Annotated in this window: 20 protein-coding genes; 11 read left to right on the forward strand and 9 right to left on the reverse strand. The window is 70.3% G+C overall.

From position 1 onward, the window contains the following. Positions 1-78 precede the first annotated feature (78 nt). From G6N64_RS20765 to G6N64_RS20780, 4 genes are all read right to left on the reverse strand, one after another. The gene (locus G6N64_RS20765) at positions 79-1515 is read right to left on the reverse strand and encodes a GuaB1 family IMP dehydrogenase-related protein (protein ID WP_163799342.1); all 1437 of its coding nucleotides are present in this window, start codon (positions 1513-1515) and stop codon (positions 79-81) included. A gap of 103 nt (positions 1516-1618) precedes the next feature. Beyond that, positions 1619-3085 (reverse strand): NADP-dependent phosphogluconate dehydrogenase, encoded by a 1467-nt coding sequence (gndA, locus tag G6N64_RS20770; protein ID WP_163799345.1) that lies wholly within the window; start codon positions 3083-3085, stop codon positions 1619-1621. Positions 3086-3133: 48 nt separating this feature from the next. Then, on the reverse strand, positions 3134-4087 hold the full coding sequence (locus G6N64_RS20775; RefSeq protein WP_163799347.1) for a M56 family metallopeptidase: 954 nt from the start codon (positions 4085-4087) through the stop codon (positions 3134-3136). Positions 4088-4101: 14 nt separating this feature from the next. Next, positions 4102-4515: a BlaI/MecI/CopY family transcriptional regulator gene (locus G6N64_RS20780; protein ID WP_163799349.1), complete on the reverse strand. Its 414-nt coding sequence runs from the start codon at positions 4513-4515 to the stop codon at positions 4102-4104. A 211-nt stretch (positions 4516-4726) separates the two neighbouring features. Between G6N64_RS20780 and G6N64_RS20785 the strand changes: the two genes are divergently transcribed. From G6N64_RS20785 to G6N64_RS20820, 8 genes are all read left to right on the forward strand, one after another. Next, entirely contained in the window at positions 4727-5506 is a 780-nt protein-coding gene (locus G6N64_RS20785) for an iron reductase (RefSeq protein ID WP_163799350.1), read from the forward strand. A 210-nt stretch (positions 5507-5716) separates the two neighbouring features. After that, entirely contained in the window at positions 5717-6121 is a 405-nt protein-coding gene (locus G6N64_RS20790) for a PaaI family thioesterase (RefSeq protein ID WP_163801978.1), read from the forward strand. A gap of 134 nt (positions 6122-6255) precedes the next feature. Further along, complete coding sequence (locus tag G6N64_RS20795; RefSeq protein ID WP_163799352.1) at positions 6256-6558, forward strand: urease subunit gamma; 303 nt, start codon at positions 6256-6258, stop codon at positions 6556-6558. A gap of 31 nt (positions 6559-6589) precedes the next feature. Then, a complete protein-coding gene (locus G6N64_RS20800) occupies positions 6590-6904 on the forward strand; it encodes an urease subunit beta (protein WP_163801979.1) in 315 nt (104 codons plus the stop codon). Positions 6905-6929: 25 nt separating this feature from the next. Beyond that, a complete protein-coding gene (locus tag G6N64_RS20805) occupies positions 6930-8651 on the forward strand; it encodes an urease subunit alpha (protein WP_163799354.1) in 1722 nt (573 codons plus the stop codon). Continuing rightward, entirely contained in the window at positions 8651-9286 is a 636-nt protein-coding gene (locus G6N64_RS20810) for an urease accessory protein UreF (RefSeq protein WP_163799356.1), read from the forward strand. Before G6N64_RS20805 ends, G6N64_RS20810 begins: the two co-directional genes overlap by 1 nt. 10 nt (positions 9287-9296) lie before the next feature. Then, a complete protein-coding gene (ureG, locus tag G6N64_RS20815) occupies positions 9297-9971 on the forward strand; it encodes an urease accessory protein UreG (RefSeq protein WP_163799358.1) in 675 nt (224 codons plus the stop codon). Continuing rightward, positions 9972-10598: an urease accessory protein UreD gene (locus G6N64_RS20820; protein WP_163799360.1), complete on the forward strand. Its 627-nt coding sequence runs from the start codon at positions 9972-9974 to the stop codon at positions 10596-10598. 22 nt (positions 10599-10620) lie between these two features. Here the strand turns inward: G6N64_RS20820 and G6N64_RS20825 are convergent, their stop codons facing one another. From G6N64_RS20825 to G6N64_RS20835, 3 genes are all read right to left on the reverse strand, one after another. Continuing rightward, positions 10621-12000 (reverse strand): type II NADH:quinone oxidoreductase Ndh, encoded by a 1380-nt coding sequence (locus tag G6N64_RS20825; protein ID WP_163799362.1) that lies wholly within the window; start codon positions 11998-12000, stop codon positions 10621-10623. A 123-nt stretch (positions 12001-12123) separates the two neighbouring features. Further along, positions 12124-13053, reverse strand: a complete 930-nt coding sequence (locus G6N64_RS20830; protein ID WP_163799364.1) for an LLM class F420-dependent oxidoreductase — start codon at positions 13051-13053, stop codon at positions 12124-12126. 74 nt (positions 13054-13127) lie between these two features. Next, positions 13128-13817 (reverse strand): SDR family oxidoreductase, encoded by a 690-nt coding sequence (locus G6N64_RS20835; RefSeq protein ID WP_163799366.1) that lies wholly within the window; start codon positions 13815-13817, stop codon positions 13128-13130. Between the two features lie 408 nt (positions 13818-14225). Here G6N64_RS20835 and G6N64_RS20840 point away from each other — a divergent pair, with 408 nt between their 5' ends. Together G6N64_RS20840 and G6N64_RS20845 are read left to right on the forward strand one after the other, a co-directional pair. Further along, on the forward strand, positions 14226-15227 hold the full coding sequence (locus G6N64_RS20840) for an APA family fibronectin-binding glycoprotein (protein WP_163799368.1): 1002 nt from the start codon (positions 14226-14228) through the stop codon (positions 15225-15227). Positions 15228-15345: 118 nt separating this feature from the next. Beyond that, positions 15346-15645, forward strand: a complete 300-nt coding sequence (locus G6N64_RS20845; RefSeq protein ID WP_163799370.1) for a GlsB/YeaQ/YmgE family stress response membrane protein — start codon at positions 15346-15348, stop codon at positions 15643-15645. A gap of 1 nt (position 15646) precedes the next feature. Here the strand turns inward: G6N64_RS20845 and G6N64_RS20850 are convergent, their stop codons facing one another. Next, positions 15647-16108, reverse strand: a complete 462-nt coding sequence (locus G6N64_RS20850; RefSeq protein ID WP_163799372.1) for a hypothetical protein — start codon at positions 16106-16108, stop codon at positions 15647-15649. Between the two features lie 94 nt (positions 16109-16202). On the opposite strand from G6N64_RS20850, the gene G6N64_RS20855 reads away from it, so the two are divergent. Next, entirely contained in the window at positions 16203-16766 is a 564-nt protein-coding gene (locus G6N64_RS20855) for a CGNR zinc finger domain-containing protein (protein ID WP_163799374.1), read from the forward strand. Here the strand turns inward: G6N64_RS20855 and G6N64_RS20860 are convergent. After that, complete coding sequence (locus tag G6N64_RS20860) at positions 16763-17530, reverse strand: CPBP family intramembrane glutamic endopeptidase (RefSeq protein WP_174266852.1); 768 nt, start codon at positions 17528-17530, stop codon at positions 16763-16765. The two genes, G6N64_RS20855 and G6N64_RS20860, sit on opposite strands and share 4 nt — an antisense overlap. Positions 17531-17575 lie beyond the last annotated feature (45 nt).

Here is a 17575-nt window from a genome sequence, read left to right on the forward strand (position 1 = left end):
CGTGTTCCCTTTCGTGGAGGACGAGTCGGACCATGTTAACCGAGACGTACCCCGTTCAGCGGCCGAGCATTCGCCGTCTCACCAGCCGGTCGGCAGCGGATGGCCCTCGGCGAAGCCCGCCGCGGACTGCACGCCCAGGACCACCATCTCGTGCAGCTCGGGAAGTGTGGCGGCGCCCACGTAGGTGCACGTGCTGCGGACGCCGGAGGTGATGTGGTCGAGCAGGTCCTCGACACCGCCGCGGGCGGGGTCGAGGCTCATCCTCGAGGTGCTGATGCCCTCCTCGAACAGGGCCTTGCGGGCCCGGTCGAACGCGCCGTCGGAGGCGGTCCTGGCGGCGACGGCGCGCTTGGAGGCCATGCCGTAGCTCTCCTTGTAGAGCCGGCCGTCGCGGTCGGTCAGCAGGTCACCCGGGGACTCGTACGTACCCGCGAACCAGGACCCGATCATCACGTTGGAGGCACCCGCGGCGAGCGCGAGCGCGACGTCACGCGGATGCCGCACGCCGCCGTCGGCCCACACGTGGCCGCCGAGTTGCCTTGCCGCGTGCGAACATTCGAGAACCGCGGAGAACTGCGGCCTGCCGACGCCGGTCATCATCCGGGTGGTGCACATCGCGCCGGGGCCCACGCCGACCTTCACGATGGAGGCGCCGGCGCTGATGAGGTCACGGGTGCCCTCCGCCGAGACGACGTTGCCCGCCGCCAGCGGCAGCCCGAGGTCCTGGGAGGCGATGACCTTGATGGCGTCGAGCATCTTCTCCTGGTGTCCGTGCGCGGTGTCGACGACGAGGAGGTCGGCACCGGCCTCGGCCAGCGCCCGTGCCTTGGCGCCCACGTCACCGTTGATGCCGACGGCCGCGGCGATCCGCAACCGGCCCGAGGCGTCGACGGCGGGAGAGTAGATGCCGGCCCGGATCGCCCCCGTCCGGGTGAGTACGCCCGACACCGTCCCGTCCGGTTTCGTGACGACCGCCACGTCGACCGGCGCGTGCTCGAGCCGGTCGAACACCTCTCGGGGGTCGGTGCCGACGGGAACGGTGACGAAGTCGCTCAGCGCGACGTCGCGTACCCGGGCGAAGCGGTCGACCCCGGCGCAGGACGCCTCGGTGACCAACCCGACCGGCAGGCCGTCGGCGACGACCACGGCCGCACCGTGCGCGCGCTTGTGGATCAGCGCCGCCGCGTCGGACACCGAGTCGTCGGGGGACAGCAGCACCGGGGTGTCCGCCACCAGGTCACGGCTCTTGACGAAGTCGACCGTCTCCTGGACGGCGCTGATCGGCAGGTCCTGCGGCAGGACGACGATGCCGCCCCGGCGCGCGACGGTCTCGGCCATCCGACGGCCGGCCACGGCGGTCATGTTCGCGACGACGACCGGGATCGTGGTGCCCGAGCCGTCGACGGTGGACAGGTCCACGTCGAAGCGGGACGTGACGTTCGACCGGCCGGGCACGACGAACACGTCGTTGTAGGTCAGGTCGTGCGGCGGGTGGTGACCGTCGAGGAAGCGCATGACCCAAGCCTAGTTTCCGTGGCGCCCCTCCTTGGCGCGAGCAGTCGCGAACTCCCCTGATTTCTCGCGAACGAGGGGAGTTCGCGACTGTTGGCGAGGGGGACTAGATCTCGACCTCGGTGCGGTCGGCACTCCACAGCGTGTGGAACCGCGCGGCGGGATCGGCGTCGATGCGCCCGTAGGTGTGCGCCCCGAAGAAGTCGCGCAGACCCTGGGTCAGCGCGGCGGGCAGGCGTTCGGTGCGCAGCGCGTCGTAGTAGGACAGCGCCGACGAGAAGCCGGGCACCGGGATGCCGAGCTGGGTGGCGGTGATGACCACGCGGCGCCAGCTGTCGATCGCCGCCTCGATGGCCTCGCGGAAGTACGGCGCCACCAGCAGCGTCGCGAGTTCGGGCTCGTCGTCGAAGGCTTCCTTGATGCGGTTGAGGAACTTGGCCCGGATGATGCAGCCGCCGCGCCAGATGGTCGCCATGTCGCCGGGCGTGATGCCCCAGTCGTATTCCTTGCTGCCGGCCTGGATCTGATTGAAGCCCTGGGCGTACGCCACGATCTTCGACGCGTACAGCGCCTTGCTGACGTCGTCGACGAAGCGGTCGGCATCGGTGGGCTTGCCGCCCAGGTCGCCGGACGCGAGACCGACGGTCGCCTTGCGCTGCGTCACCGATCCGGACAGCGCGCGGGCGAACACCGCCTCGGCGATGCCGGTGACCGGGATGCCGAGGTCGAGCGCGGACTTGACCGTCCAGCGGCCGGTGCCCTTCTGCTCCGCCTCGTCGAGGATGACGTCGACCAGCGGCTTGCCGGTCTTGGCGTCGGTCTGCTTGAGCACCTCGGCGGTGATCTCGATGAGGTAGCTGTCGAGGTCGCCTTCGTTCCAGTCGCGGAAGACGTCGGCGATCTCGGGCGCGGACTTGCCGAGCCCGTCGCGCAGCAGCTGGTAGGCCTCGCCGATCAACTGCATGTCGGAGTACTCGATGCCGTTGTGCACCATCTTCACGAAGTGGCCGGACCCGTCGGGGCCGATGTGGGTGCAGCAGGGGACGCCGTCGACGTGGGCGGAGATCTCCTCGAGCAGGGGTCCGAGGGACTCGTAGGACTCCTTGGGTCCACCGGGCATGATCGACGGCCCGTTCAGCGCACCCTCCTCGCCGCCGGAGATGCCGGCGCCGACGTAGTGCAGGCCGCGCTCGCGGATGGCCTTCTCGCGACGGATCGTGTCCGTGAACAGGGAGTTGCCGCCATCGATGATGATGTCGCCCTCCTCCATCGCGTCGGCGAGTTCGTTGATGACGGCGTCGGTCGGGTCGCCCGCCTTCACCATGATGAGGACGCGGCGCGGCTTCTCCAGCGTGGCGAGGAACTCCGGAATGGTGTTGCCGCGCACGAAGTTTCCTTCGGATCCGTGTGCCTCGAGCAGTGCGTCGATCTTGGCGGTCGTGCGGTTGTGCACGGCGACCGTGTAGCCGTGGTGGGCGAAGTTGCGCGCGATGTTGGAACCCATCACCGCCAACCCCGTGACGCCGATCTGTGCTGTAGCGGTGGTGTCCGACTTCGAATCCGAGCTGGTCACGGGCAGCCTTTCGTTGTGGTGTTGTGAAGGTACCGGCCCGGACGAGCGTCAGGGCAGTGCGGCGAACAGACGGGTCAGTTCGTTGAGCCAGGGGACCGCGACCGCGATGGTGGGAACCACCAGCACTCCGGCGGCGGCGACGTAGGCGACGACGGCCAGCACGACGCTGTTGGGCTTCCCGCCGAGCCGACGCACGCGGATCACGGTGGTGGGGCCTCCTGCGGCGAGGGCACCCCGGGGTGTGCGGCCCGCCGCGCAGGCGACGAGCGCGCGGGCGAGCGGGCGGGGACCCGAGGTGCGCACCGCGGCGTCGTCGGCGAGTGACTCGATGAGCAGACGGACGGCGTCGAGGGCGTTCGCACTGCGGACGAAGCGGGGGAACGCGGCGTGCACGGCGGTGAACATCTCGAGCACCAGATCGTGGCGCGCGCGCAGGTGGGCCTGTTCGTGGCTGAGGATCGCGGCGATCTCGTCGTCGCTCAGCGCGGTCAAAGTGCCGTGGCTGACGACGACGCGGCTGCGCACTCCGGGCAGGCAGTAGGCCAGCGGCTGCTCGACGTCGAGGATGCGCAGCCCGCTGGCCCTGGTACAGACGTCGGGCGCCGCGAAGCGCGAGGTACTGAGCAGGTCGACCATCATCCGGTGGTGGGCGCGCCGCCGCCGGGTGGCGATGGCCACCTGGAGCACGGCCACGACGAGACGGGCCCCGACCACCAAGGTCAGCGTCAGCACGACCACGTAGAGCAGCCACAGCGGGAGCCCGAGCGCTGCGATCTCACTGGTGATGGTGGCGGTCGGCCTGCCGTCGGGGCCGGGGACGAAGAGCCTGCTCGCGATGGCGATGCCGGCGCTGAACGCGGACAGGACCGCGGCCAGCGCGATGCTCTGCCACAGCACGATCGCGGCTCTCGGTGCACGCAATGGCCACGTCGCGCGCGCCAGGAGTGCGGGCACCGGGCCTACGAGGGCCAGCGCCACGAGGGAGAAGGCCAGCGCGGACACACGTCCAGTCTTCCCTAGCGAAGGCCCGAATTACCAGCCGAATCGGCGGTGTGTTTGGTCTCCAGTTCCGCCAGCGCGCGGCGCAGCGCCGCGGCCTCGTCGGCGTTCACCCGCTCGACGAAGTGGACGAGGGCGGCTTCGCGGCTGCCGGAGTCCGCAGCCTGGTCCAGCGCGTCGACCATCAGCCCCGCCACCAGGACGTCTCGGCCGTGGGTGGGGGCGTAGCGGTGGGCCCGGTCGTCGCGGTGCTGAACGACGAGGTTCTTCTTCGCGAGACGCTGGAGGACCGTCATGATCGTGGTGTAGGCGAGGTCGCGCCTCGCCGCGAGCGCCTCGTGCACCTGGCGCACCGTCTGGGGTTCGCGGGTGGACCACAGGTGATCCATCACCTCGCGTTCGAGTTCCCCGAGTCGCGTCACTTTGGCCATCTTCCGTCACTCTCCTGAGCAGTCGTTTCAGCGTACTACGGGGTTACTACCGAGCGTCGTATCCGGTTCGCGTTCGTGCCGCGACGGCAGTCGCGCCGGATCGGATCGCCGGTGAACACCCAGTTCGCCGGACGTTGTGAGTCCAGTCACAAGGGGTGGCCTCGATCTTGAGCCACACTATAGTAAGGCTAACCTAACTGAAGGAGGCTCCATGACGGTCGTGGTCGACGACCCGCTGATCGCCCGCATGTCGATCAGGCGGACGCTTCCACTGCACGAATCCAGCCGACGACTGCGGGACCTCTATCCCGAGTGTCCGCGCGTGTACGGCGTCGCCGTGATGGGCGACCTGTCCCGTCGTCGCTGGTGGCCGCTGGCGGAGATCCTCACCACCGATCGTCTCCAGACGATGTTCGACGCCGCCGCCGCCGAGACGGACAGCCGTGCCGCAGTGACCCAGCAGCTCGCCGCGACGCTCGCCCACGTGGTGGTCGGACGGGTGATCCCACTGCTGGCGCTCGAGGGCCGCGCGTGGGACACCGGCCTGGAGAACCTCTGGGTGCACGTGGACTCCGAGGGCGCCATCGACTGGGTCGGCGTCGTCGATCCGACGCTGCGCGCGCTGCCGGAGGATCCCTACTTCGGCGGCCGGCCGGGGATGCGCCGCCGCCGTGCCGCCCAGGACCGGATCGTCGCGCTGCCCAGTGAGGCCGCCCTGACGACGTGGGTGGCCCACCGCAGCCACCGGGCACTCGAGCCGCTGTTCGAGACGCTGCATGCCGTCAGCGCCGGCGCCATCTCCGTCAGCGCGATGTGGCACCTGGTCGGCGGCGCCGTCGTCAGTGCGTCCACGCAGGTGCCGTTGCTCGCCGGTTCCAGTGAGCTGACGAGCATGCGCCGCGGGCAGGCGGTTCTCGATGCGCTCGTCGGGTTCGGCGCGCCGGTGCGGGGTGCCGGCAGGGCCACGTCGACGAAGGTCTTGCAAAATTAGGGCAGCCTTGCCTATGCTCATGGCACGCCACGGCGTCGACTGAACCGAACCACCGGACCGAGCCGGAGTCCTGAGGGCTGCAGAGACCCCCGGTCCATTCGAAGGAAGGGTCCCGCACTTCGGTGCGGGGCCCTTCCGCATTTCCGGACCGACCCACGTTTCCGGACCGACGGGAAGCGGTGTAGAACCATGGTCGTGACGACTTCGGACATGAACGCCTTCGACTCCGGATTCAGCGAAGTGCTCGGCCTGACGTACCTCGAGGCGACGCCCGACCAGGTCCGCGCCGAACTGCTGATCCACGACGGGCTCCTCCAGCCGCACGGCATCGTGCACGGCGGCGTCTACTGCTCCATCGTGGAGAGCGTCGCGAGCGTCTCGGCCGGGGTGTGGCTGGAGTCGGCGGGCGGCGGACGCAACGTCGTCGGCGTCAACAACAACACCGACTTCCTGCGCGCGATCACCGCGGGCGTCGTGACCGCGACGTCCACGCCCATCCACCGTGGCCGCCGCCAGCAGCTGTGGATGGTCGAGATCGCCGGAGCCGACGGCCGACTCGTCGCCCGCGGCCAGGTGCGGCTGCAGAACCTCCCCGCCGACGCACCCGAGGCCTGACCTCGCGCGGTCCTGGCGCGACTTGCCGCCCGGGGGCGTGACTTCCGCGTCCACGCCGCGCTGACCCGGGCCCCGGCGGCCTGCCGATCCGGACGCGCTGCCGACTGCGCGATGCCGTGGCAGGATCGCCCACTATGCGTCTGAGCCCCCACGAGCAGGAACGCCTGCTCCTGTCGTACGCGGCGGAACTGGCGCGCCGACGGCAGGCACGGGGCCTGCGCCTCAACCACCCCGAAGCCGTCGCCCTCATCAGCGATCACGTCCTCGAAGGCGCCCGCGACGGCCGGACGGTGGCCGAGCTGATGGTCAGCGGCCGCGGGGTGCTGACCCGTGCCGACGTCATGGACGGCATTCCCGAGATGCTGCACGACGTTCAGGTCGAGGCGACCTTCCCCGACGGCACCAAGCTCGTCACCGTCCACCACCCGATCCCGTGAGGCAGCGATGACCAGTGCGGATCGACCATCGATCGTGCCCGGCGAGATCCTGCTCGGCGAGGGCGACATCACCCTGAACGCGGGTGCGGCCCGCATCGAGATGAGCGTCGTCAACACCGGGGACCGGCCCGTCCAGGTCGGCAGCCACGTGCACCTGCCCCAGGCCAACGCGGCACTGGAGTTCGATCGCGCCGCGGCACACGGTCACCGACTCGACATCCCGGCGGGCACCGCGGTCCGCTTCGAACCCGGTGTGGCGCAACAGGTCTCGCTGGTTCCGCTGGGCGGTACCCGCGAGGTGTACGGACTGTCACTGAACCCACCGGGAAGGCTGGACCCCCGATGACCGCCTGCGCGAAGAACCGACGCCGATGACCGACCTGACCCGCGAGCGCTACGCCGCCCTGTTCGGACCGACCACCGGCGACCGGATCCGCCTCGCCGACACCGACCTGCTGATCGAGATCACCGAGGACCGCAGCGGCGGGCCGGGTCTGGCGGGCGACGAGGCCGTGTTCGGCGGCGGCAAGGTGCTGCGGGAATCGATGGGGCAGTCGCGCGCCACTCGCGCCGACGGCGCCCCCGACACGATCATCACCGGGGCGGTCATCCTCGACCACTGGGGAATCATCAAGGCCGACGTCGGCATCCGCGACGGCCGCATCGTCGGGATCGGCAAGGCGGGCAACCCCGACGTGATGTCGGGCGTGCATCCCGATCTCGTCGTCGGGCCGTCCACCGAGGTCATCTCCGGCAACGGCCGCATCCTCACCGCCGGAGCCATCGACTGCCACGTCCACCTGATCTGCCCGCAGATCATGGAGGAGGCGCTCGGCGGCGGGATCACCACGATCGTCGCCGGCGGCACCGGTCCCGCCGAGGGCAGCAAGGCCACCACGGTCACCCCCGGATCGTGGCACCTCGCCCGCATGCTGGAGGCGCTCGACACCTGGCCACTCAACGTGGCGCTGCTCGGCAAGGGCAACACGGTGTCGGCCGATTCGATGTGGGAGCAACTGCGCGGCGGCGCAGCGGGATTCAAGCTGCACGAGGACTGGGGGACCACCCCCGCCGCGATCGACGCCTGCCTGACCGTGGCCGAGGCCGCGGGCGTGCAGGTGAACCTGCACAGCGACACGCTCAACGAGGCCGGCTTCGTCGAGGACACCCTCGCGGCCATCGGCGGGCGGGCGATCCACGCCTATCACACCGAGGGTGCCGGCGGCGGTCACGCGCCCGACATCGTGACGGTGGTCTCGCATGGCAACGTCCTGCCGAGCTCCACCAACCCGACCCGTCCGCACACCATCAACACCCTCGACGAGCACCTCGACATGCTGATGGTCTGTCACCACCTCAATCCCGCGGTCCCGGAGGACTTGGCGTTCGCGGAGAGCCGGATCCGGCCGTCGACGATCGCGGCCGAGGACCTGCTGCACGACATGGGTGCGATCTCGATGATCGGCAGCGACGCGCAGGCCATGGGCCGCATCGGCGAGGTGGTGATGCGGACCTGGCAGACCGCGCACGTGATGAAGCGCAGGCGCGGCGCCCTGGAGGGCGACGGGCGCGCCGACAACAACCGGGCCAGGCGCTACGTCGCCAAGTACACGATCTGCCCGGCGATCGCGCACGGCATGGAGCGCGAGATCGGCTCGGTCGAGGTGGGCAAGCTGGCCGACCTGGTGCTGTGGGAGCCGGCGTTCTTCGGCGTGCGCCCGCACGTGGTGATCAAGGGCGGCATGATCGCGTGGGCCGCGATGGGCGACGCCAACGCGTCCATCCCGACACCGCAACCCGTGCTGCCGAGGCCGATGTTCGGGGCGAGCCCCGCCGCGGCCGCCGCCACCTCGGTGCACTTCGTCGCGCCGCAGGCCATCGAGGACGGGCTGGCCGACCGGCTGGCGGTGAACCGTCGCCTGGTACCCGTCGGGAACGTCCGCGCGGTGGGCAAGGCCGACATGCCGCTCAACGACGCACTACCCCGCATCGAGGTCGACCCCGACACGTTCACCGTGCACGTCGACGGCGAGGTGTGGGCCGAGGAGCCCGCCGTGGAACTGCCCATGGCGCAGCGCTACTTCCTGTTCTGATGAACGATCTCGCCACGCTGCTGGTGCTGTCGGACTCACGTCTGCCGACCGGTGGCCACGTGCACTCGGGTGGCGTCGAGGAGGCCATCACCGGCGGTCTGGTGATCGACCTGATCACGTTGCGCGCGTTCCTGATCCGTCGCGTCCGCACCCACGGTCTGGTCTCGGCGTCGATCGCGGCCGCGGTGTGCAGCGGTACCCTCGCCGTCGCCGAGGCCGACGCCGAGACCGACGCGCGGACCCCCTCGCCGGCGGCCAGGACCGCCTCCCGCGCGCAGGGCAGGGGACTGGCCAGGTTGGCGCGACGGGTGTGGCCGGACCACGACTGGTCGACGTTGGGCGCCAAGCCGCACCTCGCCGTCGCCACCGGCGCGGTCGGCGCCGCGGCCGATCTGCCTCCCGAGCAGACCGCGCTGTCGCTGACGTACACGACGATGACCGGCTCCGCGACCGCGGCACAGCGACTGCTGGCCCTGGACCCCGGTGACGTGGCCGCCCTGACGTTCGAGTTGTCGCCGCTGTGCGAGCGGACCGCGTCCGCCGCGGCCAAGGAGCTCGCCGACCTGTCCGACCCGCTGCTGGACGTGCTCGCCGAGCGACACGTCGAACGCGACCGTCCCCTGTTCGTGTCCTGAAGGAGGGCCAGTGCCACCACATCTCATCGACGGTGAACCACACGTGCACGTCGACCGGCCGCGCAGGCAGCGCCTGCCCGGCGAGCCGCTGCGCATCGGCGTGGGCGGGCCCGTCGGTTCGGGCAAGACCGCGCTCGTGGCGGCGCTGTGCCGTCAGCTGCGCGACGAGCTGTCGCTGGCGGTGCTGACCAACGACATCTACACCACCGAGGACGCCGACTTCCTGCGCAGGCACGCGGTGCTTCCCGACGAGCGGATCGCCGCGGTGCAGACGGGTGGGTGCCCGCACACCGCCATCCGCGACGACATCACCGCGAACTTGGACGCGATCGACGACCTCGTCGCGGGCAACCCACGTCTCGACCTGATCCTCGTCGAGTCCGGTGGCGACAACCTGACGGCGACGTTCTCGTCCGGCTTGATCGACGTGCAGATCTTCGTCATCGACGTGGCCGGTGGCGACAAGGTGCCCCGCAAGGGCGGGCCCGGCGTCACCTTCTCCGACCTGCTGGTGATCAATAAGACCGACCTGGCACCGATGGTCGGCGCCGACCTCGACGTGATGCGCCGCGACGCCGGGAAGGTCCGCGGCGACCGCCCATTCGTCCTGGTCTCGCTGACCGAGGACCCGACGGCGGGTCCGGTCCTGGATTGGGTCCGTACCCAGCTCCGGGTGCCGGTGTAGATGCGCTCCGACGTCCTCCTCGTCGCCCGGCCCGGTCGCGAACCGCACATCGAGTGCGCCGGAGGGCTGGCCGCGCGGCGCACCGAGACCGACACCGTGCACCTCGTCTCCGCGGCCGCGACACCGCTCGGCGGGGACACGATCGCGATCCGGGTTGTGGTGGAGCGCGGTGCGCGGCTTCGGATACGCAGCGCCGCGGCGACGATGGCGCTGCCCGGCACCGGGACCATGGAATCGCACGCCACCTGGGACGTCGAGGTCCACGGCGACCTCGACGTGGACCCGCAGCCGACGATCGTGGCAGGTGGGTCGCGGCACGTGACGCATACGCGACTGGCGGTCACGGGGGACGGGACGGTACGGCTGCGCGAGCGGGCACAGATCGGCCGCTCGTTCGAACGGCACGGCTTCTGGTCGGCGGCGCTGCACGCCGACGTCGACGGCGGGCCCCTGCTCCGGCACCGGGTGGAACTCGGTACGGACTCGGTGGCCGACGACGCCCTGGGGGCGCCGCGCGCCTGCGTCAGCGAATTGCGTTATCCGGCAACGACGTTCGAGGCAGCGGGCACGCTGCTCGAACTCGCGGCGGGCGGGTGCATCGCGACCTGGCAGGGGGAGCGGCTGTGACCGCCCGCCCCGCGGGGTGCCGCTAGCTCGCCCTCTCCTCCTGCACGGCGGCCGCGATCTCCTCGAGTTCCTCGATGCGGGTACGGGCGTAGGCCTGCTGCTCGGTGATCGTCAGCTGGCCGCGCTGACGGCTGAGGAACGTCACCGCCCACGACAGCAGGGTTGCGATCTTGGTCTTGAACCCGACCAGGTAGATGAGGTGCAGTCCGAGCCACGCCAGCCAGGCGATGAAGCCGCCGAACTCGAGCTTGCCCACCTGCGCGACGGCGTTGTACTTCGACACCGTCGCCATCGAGCCCTTGTCGAAGTAGCTGAACGGTTCGCGCGGCTTCGGCATGGTGCCGTGCTCGCGGGCCTTCACCTCGTTGTCGATGATCTTGGCCACGTACTTGCCGCCCTGGATGGCACCCTGCGCCATGCCGGGCACGCCCTCGACGAACGCCATGTCGCCGACGACGAACACGTTGGGGTGACCGGGGATCGACAGGTCGGGGTTGACCTTCACGCGTCCCGCGCGGTCGACCTCGGTGGCGGACTGGTTGGCCAGGTCGCGGCCCAGCGGACTCGCCTGCACGCCGGCCGACCACACCTTGCACGCCGCCTCGATGCGACGGCTGCTGCCGTCCTTGTCCTTGACGGTGATGCCGTTGCGGTCAACGTCGGTGACCATGGCGTTGAGCTGGATCTCGACGCCCATCTTCTCGAGCCGGTTCTTCGCCTTGAGGCCGAGCTTCTCGCCCATGGGGGGTAGCACGGCCGGCGCCGCGTCGAGGAGGATGACGTGCGCCTCCGTCGGATCGATGTGCCGGAAGCTGCCCTTGAGCGTCTGGTCGGCGAGCTCCTGGATCTGGCCCGCCATCTCCACGCCGGTGGGGCCTGCGCCGACCACGACGAACGTGAGCAGCTTCTTGCGACGTTCGGGATCGCTCGAGCGTTCCGCCTGCTCGAAGGCGCCGAGGATGCGTCCGCGCAACTCGAGGGCGTCGTCGATCGACTTCATCCCGGGCGCGAACTCCGCGAAGTGGTCGTTGCCGAAGTAGGACTGTCCGGCGCCCGCAGCGATGACGAGGCTGTCGTAGGGCGTGCGGTAGGTGTGCCCGAGCAGCACCGAGTCGACGGTCTTGTTCGCGAGGTCGACGTGGGTGACGTCACCGAGCAGCACCTGCGCGTTCTCCTGCTTGCGCAGGATGAGGCGGGTGGGCGGAGCGATCTCGCCCTCGGAGATGATGCCCGTGGCGACCTGGTACAGCAGCGGCTGGAACAGGTGGTGCGTGGTGCGTGCGATCAACTTGATGTCGACGTCGGTGCGCTTGAGTGCCTTCGCGGCATTCAGCCCGCCGAACCCCGAACCGATGATGACGACCTTGTGCCGATCCGACGCCGTAGCTCCGGGGTGGCTCATTTCTGCTCCTAGACGGATGTTCCGCTTTGACGACCAATACAACGTTCAGGTTAGTCGGCGGACATCCCGGGGGCGCGGTGAGATGCCACACCGCGCCCGATCCTCTTCCCGGGTCACCCGTGCCTAGAGGCCCAGGTGCGGCTTCAGCAGTTCGGCGACGGCGGTCGCGCCTCCCGGCTGGTAGCCGTTGATGCTGGTCACCGGGCTGAGGATGACGCCGTCGACGCCTGCGTCGAGGACCTTCTCCTTGACCTGCTCGGCGACCTGCTCGGGGCTGCCGAAGACGGCCTGCTGCCGGAAGTCCTCCGGGATCAGGTCGGCGGTCACGTTCTCGTCGATCATCGCGACCACGAGCATGCTGGTCTCCAGGGTGGCGGGGTCGCGGCCGATCTCCTCGCAGCGCTCCTTGACGACCTGGAGCTTGCGGGGCAGCTCGTCGAAGCCGGCGATGATGTTGAGGTGGTCGAAGTGCTTGGCGGCCAACGGGATCGTCTTCTTCTCACCGCTGCCGCCGATCATCAGCGGAACGTGGTCGCGGAAGCGGGGCTCGGCCATCGCCTCCTGGGTCCTGTAGTACTTGCCCGACACCGTCGGGCGCTCGCCGGCGAGCATCGGCAGGATGATGTCGAGGGCCTCGCCGAGCTTGTTGAAGCGGTCGGTGAAGGTGCCGAACTCGTAGCCCAGTGAGTCGTGCTCGAGTTCGAACCAGCCGGTGCCGATGCCGAGCACCGCCCGGCCCTGGCTGATCACGTCGAGCGTGGTGATGGCCTTGGCGAGCAGCGTGGGCTGACGGTAGGTGTTGCCGGTGACCAGCGTGCCGAGCTGCACGCGCTCGGTCGCCGCCGCGAGCGCACCGAGGGCGGTGTACGCCTCGAGCATCGGCTGGTCGGGCGTGCCCAGTCCCGGCAGCTGATAGAAGTGGTCCATCAGGAAGACGGAGTCGAAACCTGCGGCCTCGGCTTCCCGCGCCTGAGCGATCACGGTGGGGAACATCTCGGCGACGCCGGTGCCGTAGGAGAAGTTGGGGATCTGGAGTCCGAGTCGAATCGTCACGGACCCGACCATAACCACGCCGCGATGCGCCTCGCGCGCCGTTTCGCTGGGCGCGAAGCCGGAATAAACCGCGGTCAGGCGAAGTTCGCGAGCGCTCCGTGACTGACGTGCAGGGTCTCGCCCGTGATGTGTCGTGCGGCGGGCGTGGTGAGGAACAGCGCGAGACGGGTGATCTCGGCGGCGACCGACGGGCTGGTGTCGGCGATGCCGTCGTAGCCGGGCTCGATGCCCTTGCCCGCGGCCACCGTGTTGACGGTGATGCCGCGGATGCCGAAGTGGGTCGCCTGGCCGGCCGTCCAGTTGGACATGGCGGCCTTGATGGCGGCGTCGGGGGTGCTCTCGGCGGGGTTGGCGGGTACGACGTTGACGATCGCACCGCCGGAGCTGAGTTGGTCCCCGAGTATCGACACGGTGAGTACTGCCGACAGCACCGTTGCGTCGAGGTGGGAGCGCCACGCGGCGGCCTGGTCGCTCAGGTTGTACGTGCGCGGGTCGCCGGTGACGGGGTGGCGCGGGGACGGCACGTTGATGATGGTGTCGAGGTGCTGCGGGAATTCGCCGCGCACCGACTCCAGCGACGCGGGATCGGTGTTGTCGACCACGATGTAGTCGACGTCGAGTTCCTTCGCGGCGACCTCGAGATCGTCCCGCCGGGCTCCGGCGATGACCACCCGGTGGCCGGCGTCGCGGAAACCTCGGGCGATGATGCCGCCCAGATCCGTGTCGCCGCCGGTGACGAGCACCTCTTGTGAAGCGGTGGACATGACGACCTCCTCGTGTTCGACGCTGAACCCAGCGAGTCGTGCCTGATGTTACTGGACGGTAGCTAGGCCGCGAAATTCGCCACGCGGGCATCCGCGTGGGTGTCGCAGGGCAGGCGGGGGAGTGTCGTCGGAGGGGTGAGCGCGGGCCGCGACGGGCCAGGTTCGCGGGCACGTCGGGTGTGCCGCACCGTTGCGCCGACCTGGGCGTAACGGTCCGGCGCGGGCGGGCGATCAACCCTGTGACACGTCCGCCACCCGGTGCCATGGGACCACCGGGGTGCCGCCGTGCGAGCAATCCAGTCGACAGGTCGCCCGCAGTGCATATGCCGCGGACAGCAACCTTCACGTTTGGCACTCTAAGAGCAACTCACACTTGCGTCACGGCCGTAACACGGTAGTTTCTTCCCCATGCAACACCCACGCAGCCGACGGCGCCAGAACCTGTCCCGGGCGCTGGCCATCGCGAGCGCAACGGCAATGACCCTCGTGCTGCCCGGCGTCGCCAACGCCGAACCCGCACCACCTCCTCCGACGCCGGCTCCCGCACCCGCGGTTCCGGCGGCGCCGGCGGTTCCGGCGGCGCCGGCGGTTCCGGCCGCGCCGCCCCCACCCGCGGATCCGAACGCGCCGCCACCCCCGGCGCCGGCCGCCCCGCCGCCCGCGGATCCGAACGCGCCGCCGGCGCCTCCCGCGGATCCGAACGCGCCGCCACCGGCGCCTGCACCCGCGCCACCCGAGCCCGGCCGCGTCGACAACGCGTCCGGCGGGTTCAGCTACGTCGTGCCCGCCGGGTGGAAGATCTCCGATCAGACCCAGTTGTCCTACGGCCAGGCACTTCTCACCAAGATCCCGCCGCCGGGGACCGAGCAGTCGCCGAGCGACACCAGCGTCCTGCTCGGCCGCCTCGACCTCAAGCTGTTCGCGGGCGCCGAGGCCGACAACGGCAAGGCCGCAACCCGACTCGCGTCGGACATGGGTGAGTTCTTCATGCCGTTCGCGGGCACCCGGGTCAACCAGGAGTCGGGCGCGCTCGACGCAGCGGGCATGCCGGGCGCCTTCTCGTCCTACGAGGTGAAGTTCACCGACGCGGCGAAGCCGAACGGGCAGATCTGGGCCGGTGTCGTCGGAAACGCGCCGACGCCGGGAGCGCCGCGTGGGCAACGCGCGCCCGAGCGCTGGTTCGTCGTGTGGTTGGGCACCGCCAACAACCCCGTCGACAAGGGCGCCGCCGCAACGCTGGCCCAGTCGATCAGGCCGTACACCCCGCCGCCGCCTCCGCCGCCGCCGGACCCCAACGCACCGCCGGACCCCAACGCGCCCCCGCCGGACCCGAACGCACCGCCGGCCCGTCCCGCCATCGGCGTCCCGGTTCCGGTCACCGACGCACCGCCGGAGATGCAGCCGCGTTGACCCGTGGCGCGTAAACGGGTCGCCGTTCGTGCCCCTTTCGTTGCCTTAACCGTTACCCGCCGTGGGTATACCGGAACCGAGCCAGTGCCCCGCTGGCCGGTTTGAGGCAGGAGTCTTCATGGAATTGTTCGCGGCTACCGAGTTCCTTGCACGGTCGACCACGCAGACCAGCGTCGGCTGGATCGGCTACATCATCATCGGCGCGCTGGCCGGGTGGATCGCGGGAAAGATCGTCAAGGGCGGTGGCTCGGGCATCCTGATGAACATCGTCATCGGCATCGTCGGTGCGCTCATCGGTGGCTTCCTGCTCAGCTTCTTCCTCGACACGGCCGGCGGCGGTTGGTGGTTCACGCTGTTCACCGCGATCCTCGGTTCGGTGATCCTCCTGGCGATCGTGGGAGCCGTGCGCAAGCGTTAGGTCACAGGGCGGCCAGGACGCCGCGCATCGCGGCGTCCAGGCTCCCCGCACCCGCTCGGTAGAGGGGTCCCCGACCGTCGGCGAGCAGGATGCGCAGGCGTGCCACGCCGCGAATCCGTGCCGGGTGCGAGGGCTCGAGCCTCACCAGCACGGCGTCGACGACGTCGGCGGCGCGTCGAACGGCCGCTACGTCGACCGGGACCCGGCGGTTCCGCTCGGGTCGGCCGTCGTGTGCGTCGTCCATGACCGCGAACAGCGACGCCGCCAACTCCCGACGCTCCCGGACGGACGCCAACCGCGCCGCGTGCACCGACAGCGGCGTCCCGGGAGTGACCCGGCGGCCCTCCTCGAGTTCGCGGTCGTATCGCAGGGCCCCGACGCGAGCCCGGGTCCTGGACCACCAGGACGGCGAGACGACGGACGCGCGGGCGATGCGCTCGTCGGTGAGCAGGTGCTCGGACATCTCTTCTCCTGTCGTCGTGACTTCCTTCGACGCTACGGTGGTCACGCGTGACCAGTCAAGAGATTTAGGCGGTCATGGCGGCTAGGGTGGAGGCGTGACGGTCGACGACGACGAGGCCAAGCCCGCACCGGGTCGACTGCGCCTGGTCCAGGCACTGATCAACTCGGTGGACCGGGAGTCCGGCCGTGACCGGCTCTCGACCGTGGACTCCGCCACCCCGTGGCTCACCGACACCGGGCTGCTGACCACAGGTGCGACGCTCGATGCCGACCACCTCGCGCTCGTCGTGGGGGTCCGGGAGGCGTTGCACGCGCTCGTAATGGGCGGGAGTGCGAATCACGACGCCGCCGTCCTGCGTCCGCTGCGCGACGTCGCCCGCACTGCGCGGCTGCGAGCCGACCTCGACCCCACGGGGACCGTGACGGTGGCGCCGGCGGGGGAGTCCGTGGCCGATCGGCTCGCCGGCCTCCTGGCGGTGGTCGCCGACGCGCAGCGCGACGGCACCTGGGGGCATCTCAAGGCATGCGCCAACGAGGACTGCCGCTGGGTGTTCTACGACCGTTCCCGGAACCACGGCGGGACGTGGTGCGACATGTCGACCTGCGGGAACAAGGTGAAGAACCGGGAGTTCAGGGCACGCCGCCGGGCGGGGACCTAGGTCGACGCGTGCCAGACCAGCGCCGCGGCCAGAGCGCCGAGGCCGTTGAGGGCCCAGTGCAGGGCGATCGGCGCGATCAGGCTGCCGCTGCGGCCGCGGAGCCAGGTGAAGACGAAGCCGGCCGCGCCCGTCGCGATCACCGCGAGGACGACACCCGCGACCATCCCGGCGACGCCGCCGCCGAAGATGCGGGTGAAGCCGACGTTGCTGCTCGTCAATCCGAGCGAGGTGGCGACGTGCCAGAGCCCGAACAGCAGCGAACCCGCGGCGGCGACGCCACGGAACCCCCACGCCCGGGTGAGCGCTCCGTGCAGCACCCCGCGGAACGCCAGCTCCTCGGGGATCACCGTCTGCAGCGGGATGATGATCATCGACGCCAGTAGCGCACCGGAGAGCGTGGCGTAGTGATCGTTCATGAACATGGGCCGGGTCCAGGGCAGCGCGATGCCGATCGCGATCACGGCGGCGACCACTGCCACCGCGGCCAGGGCGTAGCCGGCACCGGACCGCCAGTGCTCGCGGCCGAGCCCCAGCTCGGTCCACCCGAGCCCGCGGGAGCGGACCAGCGCGACCAGTCCCAGGGCGGCGAGCGGCACGGTCACGACGTTGGCCCACGGCGTGGTGAAGTGGGCGATCAGGTTGGTGAGGACGAGCACGGTGACCACGACGCCGATGTCGACGTACATGCGGTAGTGGTGCAGGACCGAGAGCTGCTCGACCAGCGGGTGCGGCGGTGGCGCGACGGCGGCGCTGGACTCGATCATGACCGCTCAAGTGTAGGGGTGCGCGGGGACGTCGCAGGTCGACGC

The sequence above is a fragment of the Mycolicibacterium sediminis genome, assembly GCF_010731735.1.
Lineage (GTDB): Bacteria > Actinomycetota > Actinomycetes > Mycobacteriales > Mycobacteriaceae > Mycobacterium > Mycobacterium sediminis.